This window comes from Roseobacter sp. MED193, assembly GCF_000152965.1.
Taxonomy (GTDB): domain Bacteria; phylum Pseudomonadota; class Alphaproteobacteria; order Rhodobacterales; family Rhodobacteraceae; genus Pseudophaeobacter.
In genome coordinates this window covers 1,741,479-1,767,472 of record NZ_CH902583.1, presented here as the reverse complement: position 1 = coordinate 1,767,472, position 25,994 = coordinate 1,741,479, and the positions used below count along the sequence as shown (strand labels likewise).

At 56.7% G+C, this 25,994-nt stretch carries 24 protein-coding genes, 1 tRNA gene and 1 rRNA gene; 19 read left to right on the top strand and 7 right to left on the bottom strand.

All coding sequences use genetic code 11. The features are described 5' to 3' along the window. Nucleotides 1-647: 647 nt before the first annotated feature. Nucleotides 648-762: ribosomal RNA gene (rrf, locus tag MED193_RS10895) — 5S ribosomal RNA — on the top strand. A 48-nt stretch (nt 763-810) separates the two neighbouring features. Next, nucleotides 811-887, top strand: a tRNA-Met gene (locus tag MED193_RS10890). 272 nt (nt 888-1,159) lie between these two features. Here MED193_RS10890 and MED193_RS10885 read toward each other — a convergent pair. Next, a complete protein-coding gene (locus MED193_RS10885) occupies nt 1,160-2,038 on the bottom strand; it encodes a LysR family transcriptional regulator (protein WP_009809777.1) in 879 nt (292 codons plus the stop codon). A 113-nt stretch (nt 2,039-2,151) separates the two neighbouring features. Here MED193_RS10885 and MED193_RS10880 point away from each other — a divergent pair, with 113 nt between their 5' ends. From MED193_RS10880 to MED193_RS10855, 6 genes are all read left to right on the top strand, one after another. Beyond that, nucleotides 2,152-3,309, top strand: a complete 1,158-nt coding sequence (locus MED193_RS10880; protein ID WP_009809776.1) for an ABC transporter ATP-binding protein — start codon at nt 2,152-2,154, stop codon at nt 3,307-3,309. A gap of 112 nt (nt 3,310-3,421) precedes the next feature. Then, nucleotides 3,422-4,291 (top strand): carbohydrate ABC transporter permease, encoded by an 870-nt coding sequence (locus MED193_RS10875; RefSeq protein ID WP_254655495.1) that lies wholly within the window; start codon nt 3,422-3,424, stop codon nt 4,289-4,291. Beyond that, a complete protein-coding gene (locus MED193_RS10870; protein WP_009809774.1) occupies nt 4,291-5,253 on the top strand; it encodes a carbohydrate ABC transporter permease in 963 nt (320 codons plus the stop codon). The genes MED193_RS10875 and MED193_RS10870 overlap by 1 nt, the downstream gene beginning before the upstream one ends. A 110-nt stretch (nt 5,254-5,363) precedes the next feature. Continuing rightward, complete coding sequence (locus MED193_RS10865; protein ID WP_009809773.1) at nt 5,364-6,611, top strand: ABC transporter substrate-binding protein; 1,248 nt, start codon at nt 5,364-5,366, stop codon at nt 6,609-6,611. A 60-nt stretch (nt 6,612-6,671) separates the two neighbouring features. Further along, nucleotides 6,672-7,502 carry a metallophosphoesterase gene (locus tag MED193_RS10860; RefSeq protein ID WP_009809772.1) on the top strand — a complete coding sequence of 277 codons (831 nt, stop codon included), beginning with the start codon at nt 6,672-6,674 and terminating at the stop codon, nt 7,500-7,502. A gap of 280 nt (nt 7,503-7,782) precedes the next feature. Then, nucleotides 7,783-8,640, top strand: a complete 858-nt coding sequence (locus tag MED193_RS10855; protein WP_009809771.1) for a fumarylacetoacetate hydrolase family protein — start codon at nt 7,783-7,785, stop codon at nt 8,638-8,640. 216 nt (nt 8,641-8,856) lie between these two features. On the opposite strand, the gene MED193_RS10850 is transcribed toward MED193_RS10855, so the two are convergent. Both MED193_RS10850 and MED193_RS10845 read right to left on the bottom strand, forming a co-directional pair. After that, entirely contained in the window at nt 8,857-9,507 is a 651-nt protein-coding gene (locus MED193_RS10850) for a hemolysin III family protein (protein ID WP_009809770.1), read from the bottom strand. Nucleotides 9,508-9,598: 91 nt separating this feature from the next. Further along, on the bottom strand, nt 9,599-10,432 hold the full coding sequence (locus MED193_RS10845) for a prephenate dehydratase (RefSeq protein WP_009809769.1): 834 nt from the start codon (nt 10,430-10,432) through the stop codon (nt 9,599-9,601). 120 nt (nt 10,433-10,552) lie between these two features. Between MED193_RS10845 and MED193_RS10840 the strand changes: the two genes are divergently transcribed. The 5 genes from MED193_RS10840 to MED193_RS10820 all read left to right on the top strand — a co-directional run bounded on the left by MED193_RS10840 (nt 10,553) and on the right by MED193_RS10820 (nt 17,047). Continuing rightward, nucleotides 10,553-11,059, top strand: coding sequence for a cytochrome c family protein (locus MED193_RS10840; RefSeq protein WP_009809768.1), 507 nt, complete (start codon nt 10,553-10,555; stop codon nt 11,057-11,059). Nucleotides 11,060-11,299: 240 nt separating this feature from the next. Next, the gene (locus MED193_RS10835; RefSeq protein ID WP_009809767.1) at nt 11,300-13,261 is read left to right on the top strand and encodes an extracellular solute-binding protein; all 1,962 of its coding nucleotides are present in this window, start codon (nt 11,300-11,302) and stop codon (nt 13,259-13,261) included. A gap of 9 nt (nt 13,262-13,270) precedes the next feature. Continuing rightward, nucleotides 13,271-14,359 (top strand): microcin C ABC transporter permease YejB, encoded by a 1,089-nt coding sequence (locus MED193_RS10830; RefSeq protein ID WP_009809766.1) that lies wholly within the window; start codon nt 13,271-13,273, stop codon nt 14,357-14,359. A gap of 4 nt (nt 14,360-14,363) precedes the next feature. After that, a complete protein-coding gene (locus tag MED193_RS10825) occupies nt 14,364-15,470 on the top strand; it encodes an ABC transporter permease (protein ID WP_009809765.1) in 1,107 nt (368 codons plus the stop codon). Continuing rightward, nucleotides 15,467-17,047 carry an ABC transporter ATP-binding protein gene (locus tag MED193_RS10820; protein ID WP_009809764.1) on the top strand — a complete coding sequence of 527 codons (1,581 nt, stop codon included), beginning with the start codon at nt 15,467-15,469 and terminating at the stop codon, nt 17,045-17,047. The genes MED193_RS10825 and MED193_RS10820 overlap by 4 nt, the downstream gene beginning before the upstream one ends. Nucleotides 17,048-17,161: 114 nt before the next feature. Here the strand turns inward: MED193_RS10820 and MED193_RS10815 are convergent, their stop codons facing one another. After that, nucleotides 17,162-18,553: a radical SAM protein gene (locus MED193_RS10815; protein WP_039966110.1), complete on the bottom strand. Its 1,392-nt coding sequence runs from the start codon at nt 18,551-18,553 to the stop codon at nt 17,162-17,164. A 61-nt stretch (nt 18,554-18,614) separates the two neighbouring features. Here MED193_RS10815 and fnrL point away from each other — a divergent pair, with 61 nt between their 5' ends. Next, nucleotides 18,615-19,355: a transcriptional regulator FnrL gene (fnrL, locus tag MED193_RS10810; RefSeq protein WP_009809762.1), complete on the top strand. Its 741-nt coding sequence runs from the start codon at nt 18,615-18,617 to the stop codon at nt 19,353-19,355. Between the two features lie 51 nt (nt 19,356-19,406). On the opposite strand, the gene MED193_RS22940 is transcribed toward fnrL, so the two are convergent. Both MED193_RS22940 and MED193_RS10805 read right to left on the bottom strand, forming a co-directional pair. Continuing rightward, complete coding sequence (locus MED193_RS22940; RefSeq protein WP_157041340.1) at nt 19,407-19,565, bottom strand: hypothetical protein; 159 nt, start codon at nt 19,563-19,565, stop codon at nt 19,407-19,409. A gap of 233 nt (nt 19,566-19,798) precedes the next feature. After that, nucleotides 19,799-20,638 carry a universal stress protein gene (locus MED193_RS10805; RefSeq protein WP_009809761.1) on the bottom strand — a complete coding sequence of 280 codons (840 nt, stop codon included), beginning with the start codon at nt 20,636-20,638 and terminating at the stop codon, nt 19,799-19,801. A gap of 205 nt (nt 20,639-20,843) precedes the next feature. Between MED193_RS10805 and ccoN the strand changes: the two genes are divergently transcribed. The 4 genes from ccoN to ccoP are packed head-to-tail and all read left to right on the top strand — an operon-like array spanning nt 20,844 to nt 24,288. After that, nucleotides 20,844-22,454 carry a cytochrome-c oxidase, cbb3-type subunit I gene (gene ccoN, locus MED193_RS10800; RefSeq protein WP_039966109.1) on the top strand — a complete coding sequence of 537 codons (1,611 nt, stop codon included), beginning with the start codon at nt 20,844-20,846 and terminating at the stop codon, nt 22,452-22,454. Nucleotides 22,455-22,468: 14 nt separating this feature from the next. After that, complete coding sequence (gene ccoO, locus MED193_RS10795; protein ID WP_009809759.1) at nt 22,469-23,197, top strand: cytochrome-c oxidase, cbb3-type subunit II; 729 nt, start codon at nt 22,469-22,471, stop codon at nt 23,195-23,197. A 12-nt stretch (nt 23,198-23,209) separates the two neighbouring features. Then, nucleotides 23,210-23,422, top strand: coding sequence for a CcoQ/FixQ family Cbb3-type cytochrome c oxidase assembly chaperone (locus MED193_RS10790; protein WP_009809758.1), 213 nt, complete (start codon nt 23,210-23,212; stop codon nt 23,420-23,422). Then, nucleotides 23,419-24,288 carry a cytochrome-c oxidase, cbb3-type subunit III gene (ccoP, locus tag MED193_RS10785; RefSeq protein ID WP_009809757.1) on the top strand — a complete coding sequence of 290 codons (870 nt, stop codon included), beginning with the start codon at nt 23,419-23,421 and terminating at the stop codon, nt 24,286-24,288. The genes MED193_RS10790 and ccoP overlap by 4 nt, the downstream gene beginning before the upstream one ends. A gap of 448 nt (nt 24,289-24,736) precedes the next feature. Here the strand turns inward: ccoP and MED193_RS10775 are convergent, their stop codons facing one another. Continuing rightward, nucleotides 24,737-24,982 (bottom strand): hypothetical protein, encoded by a 246-nt coding sequence (locus MED193_RS10775; RefSeq protein WP_009809755.1) that lies wholly within the window; start codon nt 24,980-24,982, stop codon nt 24,737-24,739. A gap of 100 nt (nt 24,983-25,082) precedes the next feature. Here MED193_RS10775 and MED193_RS10770 point away from each other — a divergent pair, with 100 nt between their 5' ends. After that, nucleotides 25,083-25,976: a LysR family transcriptional regulator gene (locus MED193_RS10770; RefSeq protein ID WP_009809754.1), complete on the top strand. Its 894-nt coding sequence runs from the start codon at nt 25,083-25,085 to the stop codon at nt 25,974-25,976. Nucleotides 25,977-25,994 lie beyond the last annotated feature (18 nt).

Genomic DNA, 25,994 nt, shown 5'->3' with positions numbered 1-25,994 from the left:
TCTCATCCTGGGGCTGGAGCAGGTCCCAAGGGTACGGCTGTTCGCCGTTTAAAGAGGTACGTGAGCTGGGTTTAGAACGTCGTGAGACAGTTCGGTCCCTATCTGCCGTGGGTGTAGGATACTTGAGAGGAGTTGCCCCTAGTACGAGAGGACCGGGGTGAACGAACCACTGGTGGACCAGTTGTCGTGCCAACGGCAGTGCTGGGTAGCTATGTTCGGACAGGATAACCGCTGAAGGCATCTAAGCGGGAAGCCCCCCTCAAAACAAGGTATCCCTGAGGGCCGAGGTAGACCACCTCGTCAATAGGCCAGAGATGTAAGCGTGGTAACACGTTCAGTTGACTGGTACTAATCGCCCGATTGGCTTGATCTGATCTAGTAATAGACAGCCAAGAACCAAATAAGCACCACATGAACTTGTGACATAACAAAGGTGCAGCAACGTGCATTTGCCCGGCAAATACACTGCCTGCTGCGTGACAGACTTTACTTGCGTAAAGTCGTCAGTGTTGATTGTTTCCCTGCGATCTTGGAAATGTCCTCGTGACATAACTGGGGTGCGGTCTCTCGGGCATTTGCGATGCAAATACCCTGCCGACCGCCAACCAAAAAAATCCAAGAACCGCAGGTTCTTGGATTTTTCTTGGTTTGGTGGCGATAGCGAGAGCAAAACACCCGGTCCCATCCCGAACCCGGAAGTTAAGTGCCTTTGCGCCAATGGTACTGCGGCTTAAGTCGTGGGAGAGTAGGTCACTGCCAAACCTAGTAAAATCCAAAAAATCTCTAAACGATATAAACTTCCGACACTGACGCGGGATGGAGCAGCCCGGTAGCTCGTCAGGCTCATAACCTGAAGGTCGTAGGTTCAAATCCTACTCCCGCAACCAGGTCGGAAAAGGTCAACACAGACCCATCAAAATACAATTGACCAACAGCATCAATTGATTAACCTCTTCACCTCCCCACGCTCATAACATCAAAACACGAGCTTCAAATCCTAAAACCCAAAATAGAGACCCGCCTGAGGCCGTTGGGTCGATACCAACGGGCTGGAACAGATTGTAGCTTCTGAGTGGTTCTATTTGGTGCAGAATCCCTTTCAGAGTATCGGAGGTGCCGAGCAGGCTCGAATGGCCGCAAGCACTGTAGCACCAATCCGTCAGGGGCAAAAAGCCGAAGAACACGCCGTTTCGATAAACGCTTCTACCAGGCGTAACCGCGCCCTATCCTTGGGGGCCACAACAGCCGTTTCATGGATTTCTGATAGCTCGGCGATTGGTACCTCGACCAGGCCCCGCGATATGAGCCCGCTGTTGCCAAGGAAGATTGCAATACCGACGCCCTGTAGGACTGCTTCGCACATGAGAGGAAAGGTGGTCATTTTTATGCTGCGCTTTAACTGGATGCGATGTCTGGCCTGCGCTTCACGTACAACTCGTTCGGTCAATGAGCCGTTCTCGGGCAGGATGACCGTCTCCTGTTGGAGGTCCCTAAAACTCAGTAGTTCACGATGGGCAAAGGGCGAATTTGGCAGGAGATAGGCAACATATCGGGTCTTCTGAACGGGGACCCGCTCCCAATCCTCTATCATTGGAGGGTCTGTGATCAGTCCCACATCTGCCCGCCTTTCGCGTAAATACCGTGTCGCGGTGGCCCAGCCATAGAGTGAAAAATCGATTTCAACCTCTGGGTATACTTGGCGAAACTGGCTGATGGCCCGTAACGCAGGTAGTGGCGCATTTGCGATTATTTTAAGGTGCCCGCGCGACATGGCTTCATAGCCTTCGAGCCGTTCCCTGATCGAAGAGTCCAGGGTCACTAGGCGATCTGCCAAATCATAGAGTTCCTGTCCTGTCCGAGTGAGCGAGACACCTTCGCGCCCCCGCATTAACAGTCGCGAGCCAACCTGCTTTTCAAGTTTGGCCACGTGCTGGGTCACGGCGGATTGAGTGACCCCAAGCCGGTCCGCGGCAACCGAGAAGCTGCCTTCGCGCACGACATAGGAAAAGGCCACGAACTGGTGATGGTTGGCGCGCATCGAGCCTCTCCTGGTTACCTCCCAAGGCTTAGCCCCCATTAGTTTCACTAATATGACGTCACAAAAGTGAAGGCTGAGGTTCCTAAACCATCCCTGTCAGATGGAGGAATCAGATGGCTGAGTTGAGTATCAAAAACATCAACAAGCGTTTCGGGGAGACCGAAGTGCTTAAGGGGGTGTCACTCGACATCGCAGATGGTGAGTTTGTTTCACTTGTCGGACCATCTGGCTGCGGAAAATCCACCTTGCTGCGGATCATCGCCGGTCTGGAGGCGCAGAGCTCGGGCGATATCCGCATTGACGGGAGATCTGTTGGGGGCCGACGGGCGGCCGATCGTAACCTCTCGATGGTCTTTCAATCCTACGCGCTTTACCCGCATCTCAGTGTAGGGGAAAATATCGCGGTGCCTCTTAAGATGCGCCGCATGAACGGTTTGCAGCGCTTGCCTGTGCTGGGAGGGCTCATCCCTGGTCAAGCAAACAAATCTGCTGAGATCAGCGCAGAAGTCGCGCAGGCGGCCCAGATGCTGGAAATTTCTCACCTTTTGGACCGTAAACCCGGACAGCTGTCTGGCGGGCAGCGCCAACGCGTGGCTCTGGGGCGGGCTTTGGTCCGGGATCCGGCGGCGTTTCTTCTGGATGAGCCGCTGTCCAATCTGGATGCAAAACTTCGGGTACAGACTCGCGCTGAAATCGCCCAGCTGCACCGCCGCCTGGACGCGACCTTTATCTATGTGACCCATGATCAGGTCGAGGCAATGACAATGTCGGATCGTATTGCCGTCATGATGGGGGGGCGCATCCTGCAATGCGCTACACCTGAGACCGTTTACGACGACCCCGATCGCGTTGAGGTGGCAGAGTTCATCGGGTCGCCAAAAATCAACCTCCTACCGGTTGAGCTGCGGGAAACAGGGCAGGTGGATCTGTTCGGAAAGGCGCTTGATCTTACGACCACCCGCCGTGCCCGCGGCGTAGCTTCGCTTGGGCTACGCCCCGAAGCACTGTTCCTGGCAGCAGAAGGCGCCCCCATTCGGGGACGTATCACGCATCGTGAAAATCTGGGCTCTGAGATGTTTATCCAGATCGAAGTCGCAGGGCTGGAGCCGCGCGTCACCTTCCGTGCAGGCCCTGAAAAGCGCGCGTCACTGGAGATCGGGTCAATGGTTGACCTGGATTTCGACACTGCCAAGGCGCTGGTCTTTGATGCAACTGGGGCACGGGTCCGGGATGTCAGCCCGACAAGGGTGTCGAAAGCCGAGGTGGCTTGACATGCCTCTGTCCGAAACGCTTCCTGGCAAAGCCACCGCGCCGCAAGCACCGCCTCACATCACCAAAGATCGTCACACCGCCTGGATCCTGACGGCGCCGGCCTTGATCCTGATGATCCTTATCCTGCTTGCTCCTATCCTTATCGCAGCGCTTTTGTCTTTTACCAATTATTCGCTTGGCAACAGCGGGTTCGATTGGGTTGGCACGCGCAATTACGAAAAGCTCTTCACCCGCTCGACCTATGAGAAGATGTTTGTCGCCACACTGACCTATGTGGTGACCGTCGTGCCCATCTCAGTTGGCCTGGGGCTGGGCGCGGCGCTGCTGATCAATTCTTTGGGGCGGTTTCGCGAGCTTTACAAGACAATCTACTTCTTACCGGTCATGGCAACGCTCCTGGCCATGGCCATCGCCTGGGAGTTCATGCTGCATCCTTCGATCGGCATGGTCAATCACACGCTCGAGATGGGGTGCGGAACTTTTCTGGAACGGATCTGGCCCTTCATGGCCCAGGGCTGCGCCGAGCATTTCCCTGTCTGGCTGGGCGACAAACGCTATGCCATCTGGGTCGTCAGCTTTATCGGCATCTGGCAGGGCTTTGGCTTTAACATGGTGCTGTATCTGGCCGGGCTGACCGGTGTGCACCGCGAGCTGTATCATGCCGCTGAAATGGATGGGGCACGCTCTGCCTGGGAGCGTTTCCGGCTGGTGACCTGGCCGGCCTTGGGACCAACCACGGTTTTTGTTGTCACCATCTCCTGCATTCGCGCCTTTCAGGTTTTTGACACGATCGAAGCCTTCTGGCCCCAGGGCGGCGGACCCAACAAATCCACCTACGTGATGATGTTTGCCATTTTTGAGAAAGGCGTACAGCAAAACCTGATTGGTATCGGCTCAGCCATTACCATGGTGTTCCTCGCCTTTGTCATGTTCCTCACCCTGATCCAGCGCTGGCTGGTGGAACGAAAGGTTCACTACTGATGACCCGCGATTGGTGGAAACATCTCATTCTGATCCTCGGCGTGATTGTCGTGATCGCCCCCTTCTACATGATGGTCAGCTATTCCTTTAAATCGCCTGGAGAAATCGACCGGGGCGAAGGTGGTTTCTTTGGCCGCCAAGAACTGATGGTTGATGAGCGTTGCGTCGTACGGAGGGATCCAAGCCGCGCAGATATCACCGCCGCTGCGCCTAGGTTTCCAGGCCTGGATGACGGGGGCATTCGCGACGCCCTCGTGGCGGAAGCTAAAGCCGACTGTTCCCTGCGGCCGGTGGTTTTCAACTACACAATGGCCTTCACCGAGGCACCTCTGCTGCGCTACCTGCTCAATGGTCTCATCGTTACCGCTTCGATCTTTCTCATCCAGGTCGTGGTGGCCCTGCCAGCGGCCTATGCCCTGGCGAAGCTCAAATTCTGGGGCCGCGACGCGGTTTTTGCGCTGGTTCTGTTCTGCCTATTGATCCCAGTGCATGCGATCGCCCTGCCGCTCTACATCCTTTTGGCCAAGCTGGGATTGACCAATACCTATGCCGCCCTGGTGGTTCCCTGGACGATTTCGGTCTTTGGCATCTTCTTGATGCGCCAGTTCTTTATGACCGTGCCGGACGATCTGATTGATGCCGCACGTATGGATGGCATGGGCGAGTTTGCCATTGTCTGGCGGGTAATGCTTCCCACAGCAATTCCGGCTCTTCTGGCCTTTGCCATCTTCTCGATCGTGGCCCATTGGAACGACTATTTCTGGCCGCGCATCGTCGTCACTGGCAACCGCGACCTGTTCACGCCGCCCCTGGGCCTGCGCGAATTCAAAGGCGGCGGTGATGGCTCGTTCTTTGGGCCAATGATGGCGACTGCCACCGTCATCGTCACCCCGCTGATCGTGGCCTTTATGCTGGCGCAACGGCGCTTCATCGAAGGCATCACGCTGAGCGGCATGAAATGATTATGGGGGCGCCCTCACAGGCACCCCCCACCCGAAATCCCGCAAGGGACAACCCCGGAGCCCCCGTCTGCAAACAACGGCTCCAAGATCCGGCAAGAGAGGACTATTCCATGAAACTGACCGCCACCGCAATGGCCTTGGCCCTGAGCGCCACCGCCGTTTTCGCCGAAGACACCGTAACCATCGAATTTGCCTATCCCTACAGCCACCTTTTTGATGTGACCTATGAAGCCATGATGCCGGCCTTCAAAGAGGCGCATCCCAATATCGAGGTGAAGTTCCGCGCCACCTATGAATCCTACGAGGACGGCACCAATACCATCCTGCGCGAAGCCGTGTCCGGCAACCTGCCCGACGTGACCATGCAGGGCCTCAACCGCCAGCAGATACTGGTCGACAAAGGCATTGCCAAATCGCTGGAACCCTTCATCGCCAAGGAAGCGGATTTCGCCAAAGAGGGCTATCACGACGCCATGCTGAGCCTGTCGACCTTTGGCGGCGATGTACACGGGCTGCCCTTCTCGGTCTCGCTGCCGGTGGGTTACTACAACATGGATGTGCTCAAGGCGGGCGGCATCGGCGCGCTGCCCACCACCTGGGACGAGGTGATCGGCGCCTGCGAAACCATGAAGGCAAACGGCATCGATAACCCCATCTTCTGGGGTTGGAACATCACCGGCAACTGGTTCATGCAGGCCCTGATGTGGTCCCAGGACAAGGCGATTGTCGACAATGGGCATGTCAACCTCGACAGCCCCGAAGCTCTTGCTGCGATGGAGCAGATGCAGGAGATCTTCAGCAAGTGCGAGATGCAGAACCTCGAGTGGAAGGCAGCTCTGTCATCTTTCTCTGCCGGTGACATCGGCATGATGTTCTGGTCCACCTCTGCTCTGGGCGCGGTTGAGCGTTCGCAGGGTGATTTTGAACTGGTTACAGGGCCTTTCCCTGGAATGGGTGAAACGCCCAAGGGCCTGCCCGCCGGTGGCAATGCCGCCTTGCTGACCTCCACTTCGGACGACCCCAAAGTGCAAGAGGCCGCTTGGGCCTGGCTCAAGTTCATCACCTCCGGTGAAGGCGCAGCGGAAGTGGCAAAAACCACCGGCTATATGCCGCCAAACAAGGCCGCAAACGAGGTGATCTTGGCGGATTTCTACGACCAGAACCCAAATAAGCAGACGGCGGTAGACCAGCTGCCACTGTTGCGCGACTGGCTGGCCTATCCCGGCGACAACGGCCTGGCGATCACGCAGGTTATCTATGATGGGATTGAGCGCATTGTCACTGGCGATGCCACCGACATGCAAGAGCTTCAGCAAGAGCTGGTGGAAGAAGTCGCTGACCTGCTGCCAAACGGCTAAATCTGATTGTCGGCCGCGTGGGTTTACTCATGCGGCCGCCTCTACCCTGGACCGATACCCATGAAAATTATCCATATTTCTGATATCCACCTCACAATTCCCGGCGAGGAGATGGGGGGCTTAGATCCCCATGCCCGCCTTTCGCAGGCGCTGGCGCATGTCGCCAGTAATCACCCGGATGCAGCGCGTATCATCATCACCGGCGATCTGGCACACTGGGGGGAGAAGGCCGCCTATGAGGCATTGCAACGGGCCCTTGCAGATCTGCGAATTCCTGTGCGATTACTGATCGGAAATCATGACAACCGAACAACCTTTTTGTCGGTGTTCAAAGATCACCCAACGGATAGGGCTGGCTTTGTCAATCACGCCGAAACGCTAGATGGTCATCGTTTCATCTACCTCGACAGTGTTGGGGAGCGCACCCATGCGGGCCATTTCTGCGAGGCCCGCCGCGCCTGGTTGCAGAACGAGCTTTCCAACTGTGAGCGTGCTCGGCTCTTCCTACATCACAACCCGATGTTGCTCGGGCTGCCGGCATCAGACCAAATTGCGTTGGTTGAAAGCGATCGGCCCCAGTTCCGAGAGCTGATCGCAGAGCATTCTGCCAAAATTGACTACATCCATTTTGGGCATGTACATGCACCGATTCACGGGTGTTTTGCTGGGGTGCCTTTTGCCAGTGTGCCGTCAACTGGAAACCAGTCGATCCCCGATTTTGACGAAGCGGATCTACTAAAGGGCGCTCCAATGGCTCCGTCCTACTTTGTGCTCCTTATTCATGGTTGCGACACAACCATCCACCAGATGCCATTTACGTGGGAAGGGCCGATTGTGACCACCGGCACCGGTTGGGAGGACTGGGCAAAGCCAAATGAGGCCGCTGAATAATACGATAACAAGGGCAGTGTTCTCATTTCCACCGGCGGATAATGCCGGCTTCTGGCTGGGCTGGCGACAACGTAAGCCAAGCCAGAAGCCGATGATGAACCTGGGTCCGACCCCTCTTTGGGTGAGGTGAGGATTAGGCGTTCGACAGCCCGATATGTACCTGTGCTAAAATGGAACAAAGGTCTACACATAGGAAAGAAACGGCTGCTCAGTCCTTTGTCGTGCGCCAGATAATGACGACGATTTGGATAGGGTGAGAAAAACAAGAGGACCCCAAGATATGAGACTTTCCCGATATGGCGACCGCGATGGCAGCAAGATCCCCTGCATTATTGATGCGCAAGGTACCCCACGCGATGCCTCTTCCCTTGTTGCCGATTTCGGTCCTCACAGCCTTTCCCCCGAGATGTTGACCCGATTGGCCTCTGTGGATCCGGCAACCTTGCCTATGGCGGATGTTGCGGGCAAACCTTTGGCCCCTCCGGTGGCGCAACCGCTCAATATCTGGTGTGTCGGCCTAAACTACTCTGACCACGCAGCCGAAGCTGGCCTGCCGGTTCCGGAGGAGCCGATCTTGTTCAACAAGTCCACGGTGACCTATTGCGGACCAAATGATGACATTCTGAAATCCGCGCAGATGAGCAAACTGGACTGGGAGGTCGAGCTGGGTATTGTTATCAGCAAGCCCGCGCTCAATATCTCTAGAGACCAGGCCATGGACCATATTGCAGGGTTTGTTCTGGTCAATGATATCTCCGAGCGGGCCTGGCAAATGGAGCGCTCTGGCCAATGGGTTAAGGGGAAGAGTTTCCCCAACTTCTGCCCAACAGGCCCCGTCCTTGCCACCAAGGAAGAGTTTGCAGATGTGCAGAACCTGGGTATGTGGCTTGATGTAAACGGGGAACGTATGCAGACGGGCAATACCGGCACGATGATTTTTGATGTTGCGACTATTGTGAGCTACATGTCTGAATTCACGCGCCTGGAGCCAGGAGATTTGATTTGCACTGGTACACCTCCAGGTGTTGGAGCAGGTATGACCCCGCCGGTCTGGCTGAACGAGGGCGACAAGGTCAGCCTTGGGATTGACGGCCTGGGTCAGCAGACCCAAACGGTGGTCTCTTTGCCAAGGTCCTGATGACAATCGCCGCCGTGAACGCGAAACAGGCTGCGCTGGTAGGATGGACGTCTATTGCCAGCCCCAAAGACTCACGGCGGCGCCTATAGGGATAAGCCCAAGGTGACCGCTAAGGTTCTCAGGCCATTACGGTTCTAAAGACTATGCAGCCCGCTATTGCTGAACGGGGCTTTAGCGGCTTGTCCCGACTAGATTCTTCCGATGTAGTGCGCGCGCCTAGAACAGCGCCAGCCAGATGCCCGTGAACATCAAAATTCCGCCAATGTTGACCCAAGTATGCCAGATCGCATAGCGAAACGGCAGGGTCTTGCGGGCATAGAACCCGGTTCCTATTACAAAGCTGGCGACGCCAGACAGGATGCACCACAGGCTGCTGGCAGGGACCATGGTCAGATCTGGCAGCGCAAACAGCCCAAGGGTGCCGAGCCCGAGGTAAGAGGCTGTAGACCAACGCGACTTTACGTTTTTGTTGGTGATCTTGTTCCAAATCGCCAGGGCAGTCAGCCCCCAGCACAGATACAATAGCATCCAGGTCCAGGAGGTGCCGGCCTGAACAAAGAAAGGGGTGAATGTTCCAGTTATGCTGGGATAGATCGCTGCATGGTCAATGCGGCGCAGAACCAGCCGCCTATGATGCCAAGGGCCAAAGTGGTAAAAGCTCGACGCGATATTCGAGGCCAGCACCGAAAGGACATAGACACCAAGCGCGATGCTCAATTCCAAGTCGAGACCGGCACGGGCCCTGAAAGCCAATAAGCCGCACGCCGTCAGAATCAGGACCAGCCCCACCGCGTGAACCGCCATATCGGCACGCCGATGCGACGGTTTGGCGCTGGGATAGTTGGTGGCAGGCGGTTCAGGGGTCATGGCAAGCTCACTGAGAGTTTCCCCAGCGATAAGAAGGATGCGGCGCCGTGTCTAGATTTCCTGTGCGTCAGCGGGAATTTCTACGTGGAACTTAGAAACGGCCGTTGTCAGCAGGATAGACGCCCAGAATTTCCACATTCGTGGTGAAATAGGAAAGCTCGTCCATTGCCAGTTGCACGTTTGCATCATCTGGATGGCCATCAATATCCGCGTAGAACTGTGTTGCGGTGAAGGAGCCATCAACCATGTAGCTCTCGAGTTTGGTCATGTTGATGCCATTGGTGGCAAAGCCGCCCATGGCCTTATAGAGCGCAGCAGGAATATTGCGGACCTGAAAGACAAAACTGGTGATCATGCCATGGGCACCACGACGGCTGGTGTCTGGGTCCCGAGACATGATCAGGAAACGGGTGGTGTTGTCGCCGCGATCCTCGATCTTTTTCTCTAGCACTTCCAGCCCGTAGATTTCGCCGGCCAATTCGCTGGCCAGGGCTGCTGTGTGGATATCTCCGGCTGCGGCCACATCGCGGGCGGCGCGGGCATTGTCGGGGCTGACACGGCCCATAATATTGTTTTTGCGCAAGAAATCCCCGCATTGTGGCAGCAGTACCAGATGCGATTTAGCCTCGCGAATATCTTCCAGCTTTGCGCCGGGGACAGCCAATAGATTGATGTGAACCCGCACAAAGGCCTCGTCAATGATATGCAACCCGCTATGGGGCAACAACCGGTGGCTATCGGCTACCCGCCCATAGGTGGAGTTCTCAACCGGGAGCATCGCCTGGTCGGCAGCCCCAGAGCGCACCGCCTCGATCACATCCTCAAATGTGCTACAGGGAAGCACCTCCATCTCGTGACGCGCGTTGCGGCACGCCTCGTGACTATAAGAGCCGAGCTCCCCCTGAATGGCAATTTTTCCGGTCATCAGTGCGACTTTCCTGCAAAACTTCAGCAAACGGGCATTTCGTCGCGTTGTCTATACCTTGCCACTGGCGAGTGGAAGCCTTAGACAACGACCCAGACAGCTAAAACGGACACGCGATTCATGTTTGACACGATGACCCTAACCAAAGCGACCGCAGGCGTCTGCGGATCGTTCCTGGTGCTTCTTCTGGGCCACTGGGCCGCGGATGTGCTCTATTCGTCAGATGCGCACGGTGAGCAATCTTATGTAATTGAAGTAGCAGATGCGGGCGCTGCTTCTGAAGATGTAGTTGAGGTCAGCTTTGAAGAGCTGATGGCCTCAGCCGACGCCGGTAAAGGCGCCAAGGTCTTCAAGAAATGTGCCGCTTGCCACAAGCTCGAAGACGGTGTGAATTCCACCGGTCCTTCGCTTTACGGCATTGTGGGCCGCGCGCAGGCCTCTTCTGCAGGGTTCGGGTATTCCGGTGCTTTGACCGCCCTGGGCGGAACCTGGTCGGCGGAAGAGCTTGATGCCTTCCTGCTCAAGCCTTCTGCCTATGCCTCAGGGACTTCGATGTCCTTTAACGGGCTGCGCAAGGAAAAAGACCGGGTGAACCTTATCGCCTATTTGGACAGTCTCGACGACTGATCCTGAACTGATCAAAAGATCGGGACAGCTCAATACAAAGGCCGTGGCATTTGCTGCGGCCTTTTGCATTTATGACACGGGAAGTGCGGTTTGGCGGGCTATCTGGCGCGATCACGCTCTTTCGATCCGGTGAAGGCGCAGATCGCGCAATCTCAACTTGAATGTTGCCGCCTGCGGCCATTAGCTTGAGGGACAGGAAAACTTGGTCAGTTCAAGGCCAGGCAAAGGAGGTTGCGACAGATGACATCCCAATTGGCAGGTAACAAGGTGGGCAAGGGGCGTAAATGGCGCGGGGCTCAGGTCAGAAGCCGGGCTGTGCAACCTGATCACCCTGGGGTGTTTCGCGCGGCTTTCCTCGCTGTGATGGGGTTTGCTCTGATGTTGCTTTGGTCCTTGCCCCTACGGGCCGAGGACGGGGCTGTGGTAAAAAGCCATGGCTTTGCCGAATTTGGCGATCTTAGATACCCCGCAGGCTTTGCCCATTTTGATTATGTGAACCCAGAGGCCCCAAAGGGCGGCGAGCTGTCGATTTCGGCGGTTGGGACCTTTGACAGTATGAACCCTTTTACTCGCAAGGGCCGGGCTGGGGCCTTGGCATCGGAGCATTTTGAAAGCCTGATGGTGGCCTCCTATGATGAGCCTGGGTCCTACTATGGCTTGATCGCAGAAAGCCTTGAATATCCCGAAAGCCAGGATTGGGTGATCTTTAACCTACGCCCTGAGGCTCGGTTTTCGGATGGTAGCCCAGTGACAGCGGATGACGTGGTGTTTTCCCATAATATCCTGCTGGACCAGGGCTTGCAGTCCTATGCCGAAGCGGTGCGCAAGCGGATCCCCAAGGCCGAAGCCCTGGGCCCGCATCAGGTGAAATTCTATTTCTCGCCAGATTTTCCGCGTCGCGCGATGATCACCCAAGTGGCTGGCACTCCGGTCTTTTCAAAGGCTTGGTTTGAGGCCGACCCAGAAAACCGTCGTCTGGATGAACCCCGGCTGGATCCGGGTATTGGTTCCGGCCCCTATATCCTGGACAAGGCCGAAATCAACCAGCGCATTATCTACCGTCGCAACCCCGACTACTGGGGCAAGGATTTGAACGTCAACATTGGCCGCCACAACTACGATGCCATCCGGGTGGAGTATTTTGGCGATGCCATTGCAGCGATGGAAGGTTTCAAGGCGGGCGTCTATACGGTGCGGCCTGAGAATAACTCCAAAAGCTGGGCAACATCGTATGAGTTTGATGCTGTTGCCAAGGGCGATGTGATCAAGGATGAAATCCCCGACGGCAATGTCCCTGCTGCCAATGGTTTTGTCATGAACCTGCTGCGCCCCCAGTTTCAGGACATTCGGGTCCGCGAGGCGGTGCAGCTGGCGTTCAATTTTGAATGGACCAATGAGAGCCTGCAATATGGGCTGTTCCGCCAGCGTAACTCATTCTGGCAGGACAGCGCGTTGGAGGCCAAGGGCCTGCCGCAGGGGCGTGAGCTGGAGGTGTTGACCGCGCTGGGCGACCAGATCGACCCTGAGGTTCTGACCACGGAACCGGTGATGGCCCATGCCTCAAAGCCCAAGCGACCAAATGACCGCCGCAATCTACGCCGCGCCATGAAGCTGTTGGATGAGGCCGGCTGGGAAGTGAATAGCGATGGCATCCGGCAGAACGCAGCGGGCGAGACGCTCAAAATCGAACTGCTGCTCGACAGCCCAACGATGGAACGTATCGCCGGCCCCTTTGTGTCAAACCTGCAGGCCATGGGCATTGACGCGAAAATGAACCGGGTGGACTACGCGCAATATACCAGCCGCCGCCGGGAAAAGGACTTTGACATGGTCTACTTTGCCTATCGGAAATCGCTGGAACCTTCGACGGGTTTGAAGCAGCAGTTTGGCGCCGAAGCGCATCAGTTCTCTGTCTTTAATCCTGCCGGCCTGGCCGATCCGGCGGTGGACGCTCTGATCGATGGGGTTGTTGCGGCCAAGACACTGGAAGATCTCCACTCCAATACTCGGGCGCTGGACCGGGTGCTGCGGGCGAAACGTTTCATGGTGCCAGCCTGGTACCTTGACGTCAGTTGGATCGCCTATTGGAAGCAATATGCCTATCCTGAAAACCTGCCACCCTATGACACCGGATTGCTGGACCTGTGGTGGGTCGATGCGGATCGGGAGGCTGAGTTGAAAGCCTCCGGTGCCTTGCGGTAAGGGCGCGTTATGGCAGCCTATATCCTTCGACGTCTACTGCTGGTGATCCCAACACTGTTTGGCATCATGGTGGTAAATTTTACCCTAGTGCAATTTGTTCCCGGTGGCCCGGTGGAGCAGGTGATCGCGCAGCTTCAGGGCGGTGGTGACGTGTTTGAGAGCTTTGCCGGCAGTGGTGGGGATTCCGGTGGCAGCGCCGTGATCGAGGCCAACGACAGCTATGCAGGTCGTCAGGGCCTGCCGCCTGAGCTCATTGAGGAGCTGAAAGAACAGTTTGGCCTGGATAAGCCGCCGTTGGAACGTTTTGGCCAGATGCTGGTCAACTACCTGCGGTTTGACTTTGGTGAGAGCTATTTTCGCAAGATTGATGTGACCGAGCTGGTGCTTGAAAAAATGCCGGTGTCGATTTCGCTCGGGCTCTGGTCGACCTTGATCGCCTATATGATTTCCATCCCCATGGGCATTCGTAAGGCGCTGCGCGATGGCTCGCGCTTTGACACCTGGACCAGCGGCGTGATCATTGCCGCCTATGCAATCCCATCGTTTTTGTTTGCCATCATGCTCTTGGTGCTTTTTGCAGGTGGGTCCTACTGGCAGATCTTCCCATTGCGGGGGCTGACCTCGGACAATTTCGAAGACCTCAGCCTGTTTGGCAAGATCGCGGATTACGCCTGGCACATTGCCCTGCCGGTGATTGCATCGACCATTGGTGCCTTTGCCACGTTGACCCTGCTGACCAAGAACTCATTTCTGGATGAGATCAAAAAGCAATATGTCATCACCGCGCGGGCCAAGGGTTTGTCTGAGAACCGGGTGCTCTATGGCCATGTGTTCCGCAATGCCATGCTAATCGTGATTTCAGGCTTCCCGGCGGTGTTCATCAGCATATTCTTTGCAGGCAGCCTGATCATCGAGACGATTTTCTCGCTGGATGGGCTGGGCCGACTGGGGTTCGAGGCCGCCGTGGCGCGGGATTACCCGGTGATGTTTGGCACCATGTATATCTTTGGTCTGATGTCTCTGGTGGTCGGAATCATCTCCGATCTGATGTATGTGCTGGTTGACCCCCGCATTGACTTTGAAAAGCGGGAGGGCTGAGACAATGGCACTATCCCCTCTCAACCAGCGCCGTTGGAACACCTTTCGTCGCAACAAACGCGCCTATTGGTCCCTGTGGATTTTTGCGGTGCTCTTTGGCCTGTCGCTCTTTGCTGAGTTCCTGGCCAATGACAAACCCATTCTGGTGAGCTATCGCGGCGAGCTATATACGCCGATCTTCAAGTTCTACCCAGAGACCACCTTTGGTGGTGATTTCAAGACCGAGGCGACCTACCGTGATCCAGAGGTGGAGTGCCTGATCAAATCCGGTGGGGTTGAGGACTGCTTTGACGAGCCGGAAGAGATCATCGAGGAAATAGCGGCGGACAGCTATGCGGCAGAGGATTTCCATAAGGGCTGGGCAATCTGGCCGCTTATTCCCTATTCCTACAATACCTCGGTGGATCGACCAGGCGCCGCACCTTTACCGCCGAATGGTGAGAACCTGCTGGGCACCGATGACACCAAACGCGATGTGTTGGCACGGGTCATTCACGGCTTCCGTTTGTCGATCCTGTTTACTCTGATGGTCACCGGTGCGGCGACAGTGATCGGTATCCTTGCTGGCGCGATACAGGGGTATTTTGGCGGCTGGACAGATCTGGTGTTCCAGCGGGTGATTGAGGTCTGGAGCTCGGTGAATTCGCTCTATGTGATCATCATCATGTTCGCCATTCTGGGTCGTAGTTTCTGGCTTTTGGTTGGGTTGATGATCCTGTTTGGCTGGACCTCTTTGGTTCCGGTGGTGCGCGCTGAGTTCCTGCGGGCGCGCAATCTGGAATATGTCCGCGCGGCCAAGGCCCTGGGCGTGGGCAATATGACCATCATGCTGCGCCATATGCTGCCCAATGCCATGGTGGCGACGCTGACCATGCTGCCCTTTATCATTACCGGCACTATTAGCGCCCTGGCGGGGCTGGATTTCCTCGGCTTTGGCTTGCCTTCCTCAGCGCCCTCGTTGGGGGAGCTGACATTGCAGGCAAAACAAAACCTCGAAGCGCCCTGGCTGGCCTTCACGGCCTTTTTCACCTTTGCCCTGATGCTGTCGCTGCTGATCTTTATCTTTGAGGGCATCCGCGACGCCTTTGACCCAAGAAAGACCTTTTCATGAGTGCCGTACTTCAGGTCCGCGATCTACGCGTGTCTTTCCGACAGGACGGCGAGGTCAACCAGGCCGTCAAAGGCGTGTCCTTCTCGGTCGCACGCGGGGAAACCGTCGCTTTGGTTGGGGAGTCCGGATCGGGTAAATCCGTCTCAGCCCTGTCTACTGTGTCGCTGCTCGGCGACAGCGCCATCGTTGAGGGCTCTGTCACCTATGACGGGGTGGAGATGGTGGGCGCCGATGAGAAGCACCTGATGCAGGTGCGTGGCAATGACATCAGCTTTATCTTTCAGGAGCCGATGACCTCGCTCAACCCGCTGCATACCATTGACAAGCAGCTGGCGGAATCGCTGGCGCTGCATCAGGGATTGCAGGGGCAGGCGGCGCGGGACCGGGTTTTGGGACTGTTGCAAAAGGTTGGCATTCGCGACGCAGAAAGCCGACTGAACGCCTATCCGCACCAGCTCTCGGGCGGGCAGCGTCAGCGTGTGATGATCGCCATGGCCCTGGCCAATAAGCCGGAGGTGCTGATCGCGGATGAGCCCACAACGGCGCTGGATGTGACAATCCAGGCGCAGATCTTGGAGCTGCTGGCGGAGCTTAAGAAATCTGAGGGCATGGGGCTGTTGTTCATCACCCATGACTTGAACGTTGTGCGGCGCATTGCGGATCGGGTCTGTGTGATGAAGGATGGTGAGATCGTCGAGGAGGGCCCTGCGGCGGAGGTCTTTGACAATCCGCAACATGCCTATACCCAGAAGCTGCTCGCGGCAGAACCGTCGGGCATTCCCGAGCCGGTAGCGCCGGAGGCCGCTGAGCTGATCAGCACCCAGGATTTGAAAGTCTGGTTCCCAATCCAAAAGGGTCTTTTGAAACGCACTGTGGGCCATGTGAAGGCGGTCAACCCAACGTCGATTTCTGTGCGGGCTGGTGAAACCCTGGGCATTGTGGGCGAAAGCGGCTCGGGCAAGACGACACTGGCGCTGGCGATCATGCGGCTGATTGCATCACAGGGCGAGGTACGGTTTTGCGGCGATGACCTGCGGCAATGGTCAACCAAGGAGTTGCGTAATCTGCGCAAAGATATGCAGATCGTGTTTCAGGATCCCTTTGGCTCGCTGAGCCCGCGGATGACCTGCGCGCAGATCATTGCTGAAGGTCTGGCCATTCACAAAATCGACCAACATCGCGCCCCGCGTGAGCTGGTTGCGGAGGTGATGGTGGAGGTTGGATTAGACCCTTCAACCATGGACCGCTACCCGCATGAGTTCTCGGGCGGGCAGCGTCAGCGTATCGCGATTGCCCGTGCCATGGTGCTGCGGCCAAAGCTGGTGGTGCTGGATGAGCCGACCTCAGCCCTGGATATGACGGTGCAGGTGCAGATCGTCGAGCTGCTGCGGGATCTGCAAAAACGCTATGGGCTCACCTATTTGTTTATCAGTCATGATCTCAATGTGGTGCGGGCGATGTCGCATCAGGTCGTGGTTATGAAGCAGGGCGATATCGTAGAATCTGGTGCCGCCGAAGCGCTGTTTGAAAATCCGCAAGTGAACTACACCCGTCAATTGCTCGCAGCCGCGCGCTAGGGCGCAGTGCGGGGGCGTCGGCCGCTTAGCCTTCACTGTGGGCAAAGTCTAAGCCTGTGTGGGGGGGGCGCTGTCGCGGGGCAGAGGCATTGCGTGGAGACCGGCTGTAAAGCTTCAGGCAGAGACCTGGTTGTTCTCGGTCGTGGATGGGGAAGCTTCAGTTGCCGTGACTTCGTAGGCGTCGAAATGGCGCGCAATCACCCGGGCCATGGCCTGGGCTGGTTTTGCCAGGGATGCGCCGTTTGTGTTTTGGGTTAGCATGGCGGGAAAGGCGGCACAGGCCTGGGTGATGAGGGCGTCAAACCGAGCCCCCATATCTGGGCATTGCGCCAAGATTTGATCGCGCGGGATGGTGAAACGACACAGCAGAGCTTCAATGATGCGGCTCCGTAGCTGGTCTTCTCCCTGAAACAGATGCCCACGTGCGGTGGCAAAGCTCCCTGCGTCAATCGCGGCCATATAGCGAGCGGTACTGGGGGCGTTTTGCGCATAGCCCTGGGGAAAACGCGAAATCGCCGAGGCTCCCAGACCAATCAGGACCTTTGCCGGATCGTCGCTATAGCCTTGGAAGCCCCGCTTTAGGCACTTATCCAGATCGGATTGGTCCCGCGCCAAGGTCAGACCGTCGCCTCGGCGGGCAAAGTTGTCGATGCCAATCTCCTCGTAGCCCTCCTCCAGACAGATCGCGCTGGCGGCCTGAAAAAGCTCTAGCCGGTCCTCTGGCTTGGGGAGCGTTTCCGAGGGGATCATTGCTTGGCGGCGGATCATTGAGGGCAGGTGTTTGTAGCCATAAAGAGCGACCCTATCGGGCGACAGAGACAGCAATTGCCGGGTGCTTTGGCAGATCTGCGCAAGATCCTGGTGTGGTAGACCAAACAGCAGGTCGGCATTGAGATCTCGCACCCCGCCCCCGCGCAGCATTTTGACCACCCCCGCGACCCGGTCAAAGCTCAGACTGCGACCAATGGCCTGCTGGGTTGTCGTGTCAAACCCCTGAACCCCAATCGAGGCGCGGGTAAGGCCTGCGGCAACCAAGGCATCACAGCGGGCCTGGTCAAATTCATTAGGGTCGATCTCAACCGAGAACTCAGCCTCCGGTGCAAGTGGAGCCAGGCTATTTTGGGCCTGTGTGAGAGTGCGAATCAACTCGGGGGAGAGAATTGTTGGGGTGCCGCCCCCCCAGTGGAGGCGCGACAGTCTGACATCCGGTGGTAAATGGGATTTCAGCAGCTCTATCTCTTGAATGACTGCTGCGACATAGGCCGATATGGGCGTATCAGATCGGGAGCCCTGAGTACGACACATGCAAAACCAACAAAGGGTACGGCAAAAGGGGATGTGTATATATAGAGAAATCTGGCTCCCGTTGGGGATTTGGCCTAACCAGGACTGTAAATGTGCCGCACCGATCTCCGGGCCAAAATGTGGCACCGTCGGGTAACTGGTATAGCGCGGCACTTTGGCATCGAATAATCCGAGCTTCGCCAATTGTGATTTCTGACACATGTCACTATCCTAGTCAGTATTCGATTGCGCAAACTTTGACTTGGATCAAACGGGATAGCCCATGAACGCTCCTAGCATTACGCATATCAGCTGTGCCGACTGTCCCATCCGCCACCGCGCCGTTTGCGCGCGCTGTGAGGCAGATGAGCTTGAGGCGCTGGACGGCATCAAATACTACCGCAGCTATGAAGCGGGGCAGCCAATCATTTGGTCTGGCGATGTGATGAATTTTGTCGGCTCGGTTGTTTCCGGGATCGCGACGCTGACCCAAACCATGGAAGATGGCCGCACCCAGATGGTTGGCTTGTTGTTGCCCAGCGATTTTGTGGGCCGCCCCGGACGCGATGGTGCGGCCTATAATGTTGTTGCGACCACCGATGTTGTGATGTGCTGTTTCCGCAAGAAACCCTTTGAAGACCTGATGGCAAACACGCCGCATATTGCCCATCGCCTGCTAGAGATGACCTTGGATGAGCTGGATGCCGCCCGCGAGTGGATGCTGGTTTTGGGTCGCAAAACCGCGCGGGAAAAAATTGCCAGCCTGTTAACGATCATTGCGCGACGTGATGCCTCGCTGACGCCACGCGGGGCGGTCAATGAAATGACGTTTGATTTGCCGCTCACCCGTGAGGCCATGGCGGATTACCTAGGCCTTACGCTGGAAACCGTCAGTCGACAGATGTCGGCCCTGAAAAAAGATGGGGTGATTGCTTTGGAGGGCAAACGCCGGGTTTCTGTGCCGGATATGGGGCGCCTGTTCGAGGAAGCTGGCGACGATAGTGACGGCGGCTATATGAGCTAGGCGGTCGCTCCTGCCGATCCTGCATCAGAGGGGTTGGAAGGAACTGTGTGATCAAAAAGCGCCAGCATCCGCCCGTTTTTCCGGTTTGGGGGAGCCAAAGGCGCCGCGTGACCCTTCATCAATACGCCAGCGCCGTTCAAGCCCCCTCTTAGCACTGCGTTGGAACAGCGATGCGTCGAGCTCAGCCTTGAGCGAGTTAATCTGGGCCAAGATGGCACCTGGCGCGACGCTTGGTTCCTGGGTCGCAGCAGAAAACCCACCCAGCCAGGCGGAGGACTAAACGCACGCTTGTCTGTCCAGAAATGATCAGGCCTCTGCGGCGCAGCAGCTGCGGGAGACGTGGGCTGGGTTTCAGGGCCTGCATTATCTGCGAAGCTAACCCTCATACAGATACGACCCGCTGGTAGCAGCGGGTCGATGGGGCAGTAGGGATTGTGGGGCGTTTAATGCGCCATAAAGACCGGAACAGTGGCCTTTTCCAGCATGTTACGCGTGGCGCCTCCAAGAATGGCCTCGCGAAAACGGGAGTGACCATAGGCCCCCATCACGATCATGCCTGCATCGGTATCGGTGGCATGGCGGATTAGAATATCAGACACGCGCGGCATGGTTTTGCTAAGCACATCAATCTCACATTTGACACCGTGGCGGGCCAGCATCTGGGCCAGCATTCCCCCTGGGTCTGAGCGCTCTGGGCCATGCTGGGGAGGGTCGATTACAACGATTCGAACCAGATCCGCCCCCGTGAGGAATGGCATGGCTTTGCGAATAGAGGTCATGGCCTCCATGCTCTCATTCCAAGCAACCAAGATGGTTTTGGGCTGTCCAACGGGTTCGGCATCATCGGGTACAATCAAAACCGGGGTGCGTCCCTCAAAAAGTGCGGATTCGACTACGGGCTCGGCCTCTACACCTTTGCCCTGGCCATAGGGCTGGCCCAGAACAACCAGATCCGAAAACCGCGCCAAGCGTGCCACATGGCGGCCCATATCTGCGATCTGGGCAATGCCCGCATCGGTCGAAAACTGAACGCCTGCCTTCTTCAGGTAGTCTTCAGCATGGGACTGCAAGGCGCTGGCATCTTCCTTGGCGCGGGTCATGGTTTCTTGCAGCACCATGGCATTGGCTCCGGCGTAATAGTAGCCGGTTTGTGTGCGGTCGACGCCGAGACACAGGACATCGGTATGGCCGTTGAAGGCCTCAGCCATGGAGGCCGCCTGTGACAGGGGGGTCTCGGCTGTGTCCTGCGAGGTCAGAACCGTGAGAATGGTCTTATAGGTCATGTTTCACCTCATGCGATAAAGGTTCAGAGTTCCAATCAAGAGGGCTGTTTTTGTAGCCGTACCCTGTGTGGTCTGTCACAGTTTAAAGGCAGTTGTCTTGATGCAGATCAATGCATTGATTGCGCATGTTTTGCATCTAAAGCGCAGAATATATGGGTTCCACGCGACGCTAAGAATCGTGCGGGACATGGTGAAGGGACGTAATATGTCTAATTATATCAAGCTGATAGCGCTTGGTTTGGTCACGCTTTTTGCGATGATCGGGACCAATTATGCGCGGGATCTGGCTTACCAGGTGCATGCGATAATCGTCATGCTCGTAGCTGGTGGTCTGTTTCTATACACGCTGCGCCGCACTGGCGAAGCAAAGCCGGCTGCGGGCAGCCTGCAAAATGAATACTTCGACAGCGTCGTCCGCGCTGGCGTGGTCGCGACCGCCTTTTGGGGGGTTGTGGGGTTCCTCGTGGGGACGTTCATCGCGTTTCAGTTGGCATTCCCAGCGCTCAACTTTGAATGGGCACAAGGCTTTGCCAACTTTGGCCGTCTGCGTCCGCTGCACACCTCAGCGGTGATTTTTGCCTTTGGTGGTAACGCATTGATCGCCACCTCCTTCTACGTGGTTCAGCGGACTTCCGCGGCCCGTCTTTGGGGCGGCAACCTGGCCTGGTTCGTCTTCTGGGGCTACCAGCTCTTTATCGTGCTGGCGGCAACCGGCTACCTGTTTGGCGGCACCCAGTCGAAAGAATACGCAGAGCCCGAATGGCATGTTGACCTGTGGTTGACCATTGTCTGGGTGGCCTATCTGGCGGTCTTCCTCGGCACCGTGATCAAGCGCAAAGAGCCTCATATCTACGTGGCCAACTGGTTCTACCTGGCCTTTATCGTCACCGTTGCGATGCTGCACCTAGTCAACAACTTGACCATCCCTGTCTCCATCTGGGGTTCCAAATCGGTTATCGTTTGGTCTGGTGTGCAGGATGCCATGGTGCAGTGGTGGTATGGCCACAATGCTGTGGGCTTCTTCCTGACCGCGGGTTTCCTGGGCATGATGTACTACTTTGTGCCAAAGCAGGCTGAACGTCCTGTCTTCTCGTACAAACTGTCGATCATCCACTTCTGGGCGCTGATCTTCCTGTATATCTGGGCTGGTCCTCACCACCTGCATTACACCGCGCTGCCGGATTGGGCCTCGACCCTGGGCATGGTGTTCTCGATCGTGCTGTGGATGCCCAGCTGGGGCGGCATGATCAACGGTCTGATGACGCTCTCTGGCGCCTGGGACAAGCTGCGCACCGACCCGGTTATCCGGATGATGGTGATTTCGATCGGGTTCTATGGCATGTCGACCTTTGAAGGTCCAATGATGTCGATCCGCGCGGTGAACTCGCTGAGCCACTACACTGACTGGACCATTGGTCACGTGCACTCTGGTGCGCTGGGCTGGAACGGAATGATCACCTTTGGTGCTCTCTACTTCCTGGTTCCGGTTCTGTGGAAACGTGAGCGCCTCTATAGCCTCAGCCTGGTGTCCTGGCACTTCTGGCTCGCCACTATCGGCATCATTCTCTATGCCGCGTCGATGTGGGTGACCGGGATCATGGAAGGCCTGATGTGGCGCGAAGTTGACGCCAATGGCTTCCTGGTAAACTCCTTTGCCGACACCGTGGCAGCGAAGTTCCCAATGTATGTGGTGCGTGGTCTTGGTGGGGTTATGTTCCTCTCTGGCGCTCTCATCATGTGCTACAACCTGTGGATGACCGTCCGTAAAGCTCCGGCCAAAGAAGCCAGCCTTACTGTCGCGGTTCCGGCTGAATAAGGAGGGAATGGCAAATGGCAATTCTCGACAAACATAAAATCCTCGAGACTAACGCGACCCTCCTGCTGGTTTGCAGCTTTCTGGTCGTGACCATCGGGGGCCTGGTGCAGATCGCACCTCTGTTCTGGCTGGAAAACACAATCGAGAAGGTGGAGGGCATGCGCCCTTACACCCCTCTCGAAATGGCAGGACGTGAGGTCTACATCCGTGAAGGCTGCTACACCTGCCACAGCCAGATGATCCGCCCAATGCGCGATGAGGTCGAACGCTATGGTCACTACTCGCTTGCGGCGGAGTCGATGTACGACCACCCCTTCCAGTGGGGCTCCAAACGCACCGGGCCTGATCTGGCCCGTGTGGGGGGGCGGTATTCGGACGAGTGGCACGTGGATCACTTGCGCGACCCGCAGTCTGTGGTGCCGGAATCTGTGATGCCCAAGTATAGCTTCCTTGAGCGCAAGATGATCGACGGCAAGTATATCGGCGATCTGTTGGCTGCAAATGCGATGCTAGGCACGCCTTATACCGAAGACATGCTGGCAAGTGCCCAGGCTGACTTTAAGGCCCAGGCGGATCCTGACAGTGACTATGATGGCCTGCTGGAACGTTACGGCGAAAAGGTCAGCGTGCGGAACTTTGATGGCCAACCCGGTGTTTCCGAGGCCGACGCGCTGATCGCTTATCTGCAAATGCTGGGTACGTTGGTTGATTTCTCGACCTTCACACCCGATGCAAACCGCTAAGGAGGGGAAGGTATGGAAATCTATACACTCCTGCGGGAATTCGCAGACAGCTGGATGTTGTTGTTCTTATTTGTCTTCTTCATGGGCATCGTCGCCTGGGCCTTTCGCCCCGGCAGCACCAAGATCTATGAAGATACAGCCAGCATTCCCTTTCGCCACGTAGACGCCCCCGCCCCTGTAGAGGGCGAGGCGACACCCGCCGCAGATAAGGAGGCGAGGACATGAGCAAACCCGTCAAAAAATACGATGACGATCCAAACACCACGGGTCACCAGTGGGACGGTATCGAAGAATTCGACAACCCGATGCCACGGTGGTGGCTCTGGACTTTCTACGCCACTATCATCTGGGGCATTGGTTACACCATCGCCTATCCGGCATGGCCGATGTTGAGCTCGGCAACCGCAGGCGTTCTGGGCTGGTCGACTCGCGGTGATGTGGCGGCTGAAATCCAGGCTGTGGAGGAGGCCAACGCGCCAATCAATGCCAAGCTGGAAGCCGCTGAGCTGACAGCGATTGCGGGCGATCCGGAGCTTGGCTCTTATGCGGTGTCTTCTGGTTCAGCGGTTTTCAAGACCTGGTGTGCCCAGTGTCACGGTTCCGGGGCAGCCGGTGCCAAGGGCTATCCCAACCTGCTGGATGATGACTGGCTCTGGGGTGGGACTGTTGAGGACATCCACGAAACCATCACCCATGGTATCCGCAATGAGGACAGCGATGATGCGCGCTACTCCGAGATGCCTGCCTTCGGTCGGGATGAGTTGCTGGAAAAAGAAGAGATCGACCAGGTTGTAAACTTTGTCATGTCTCTTTCCGGTGAGGCCGAGGACGCCTCTAAAGTGGATGCTGGTGCCGTGGTCTTTGAAGACAACTGTGCCTCCTGCCACATGGATGATGGTACTGGCGATCGCAGCCAGGGCGCGCCGAACCTCGTGGATGCGATCTGGCTCTATGGCGGCGATTATGCTTCCCTGAGCGAGACCGTGAATAACGCCCGTTACGGTGTGATGCCTGCTTGGAATACCCGCCTGACCGAGGCGCAGATTCGCGCGGTTTCCGCCTATGTGCACCAGCTGGGTGGCGGCGAATAATCACTGCGCTTTTGCGTTTGAAATTACCAAGGCAAAGGGCCGCCCGATTGGGGTGGCCCTTTTTCATGCGGTGGTGGTGCTTGCAAAACACGCCTCAGCGAAGGTGAGAGCCGCGAACCCGGAACGGGTCTTCGACTTTCGGGACGCATTGTCCCAAGGCCAGGTGCAATTATTCGCGCCCAAAGCGGAGATAAACTGGCAAGTTTGATTAGAGTCAAAGCGCATGGCGATAGAGACTGCTTCAATCCGTTCAAGATAGAGATGGTCTGACTTAGCCTTGCGCCTATTCTGGGTGGCAGAGATTGGTCAGCAACATATTCCTGCGGCCAGACGTGCTAGGCTGTGGGGATCAGGCGTCGGCTTTTCGATCTGTTCGCGCGTTTCCTGTAAAGCCGACGCCCTTTATGCTCTGCCCCCTTGCCCCAGATGCAAGCCCCGCTTTCACAGCTCACAGCTTTTGCAGATCAATGCAGCGCACCGGTTGGTTCAAATGGCGAACTGTCGGGCGTAGCCCAGTGGTCAGGTATTTGATCCGCTTGATCAATCTGGCGAAGACAGCTGAGAAGCGTTTGTCTGTAATCTCTTTTTGCGCCGGGTCCTGTGGCGTTGAGGCCGGTGCAACTAGGTCCCGGACCTCGACACAAGGGTGACGCGTCGCGGTCATCATGGAGCGGGCATAGATATCGATGAGCATCTTGAAATCTCCTGTGTTGATGTTTCTGCCTTTGACTGTCGCTGCAAAACGGCCAAGATGCGACTCAGGAAAAATTATATTATGTAAGGTAGGATTACATATGGATTGGCTCAATATGCCGCCGCTTGCCGCCCTTAGGGCCTTTGCTTCCTATGCTGAACACGCAAATATCGCTAAGGCGGGCGTAGCCCTTAATGTCAGCCATGCTGCCATCAGTCAGCAGCTTCGTAGCCTTGAGGAATACCTGGGCACCCCGTTGCTGGATCGCAGTGGCCGGTCTCTGGAGATGACGGAGGAGGGCAGGCATCTGGCTCAGGCCTTGCTGCTGGGGTTTGGGGCCATTCAGTCGGCGGTGCAGGATCTCAACACTCAGGGTGCGGCGCGACCCTTACATATTAGCTGCACACCAATGTTTGCCGCCAATTGGCTGATGCCGCGTCTGGCAGAGTTTCGCATGCAACATCCGGATATCGACCTCGTGATCGATCCGCGTGGTGAGGTCGTCTCGCTTCAGCCCGGAGGCGTTGATATTGCGCTGCGCTACGGCGACGGGAATTGGGCTGGTTTAGAGGCTGAAATCCTGCTCTGTTCCCCCATGGTTGTGGTGGCAAATCCCAGCTTGTTGCGGGATCGCGTGGTGAAGGCGCCGGAGGATCTGCTGGATCTGCCCTGGCTCGAAGAGCTGGGCACCACCGAGGCGGCACATTGGCTGCGTTCGCGCGGGGTGGCCGAGGTCATTCGGGGGGCGAGCATCAAATTGCCTGGAAATCTTTTGATGCAGGCGGTGCGCGAAGGGCAGGGTGTCGCGGTGAGTGTGCAGGATTTTGTGCTGGAGGATTTGGAGGCGGGGCGCCTAGTGGAGTTATTCACCGGAAATGAGGGCCGAGGCTATCACATTGTCACCCGCCCGGGCGTGCAGCGGATGCAGGCGCGTCAGTTTGTCTCTTGGTTGCGGCGCCAGCGAAAAACCAATGTTTCTGAAAGTGATATATAAAGATGCTTGTCCGATGCG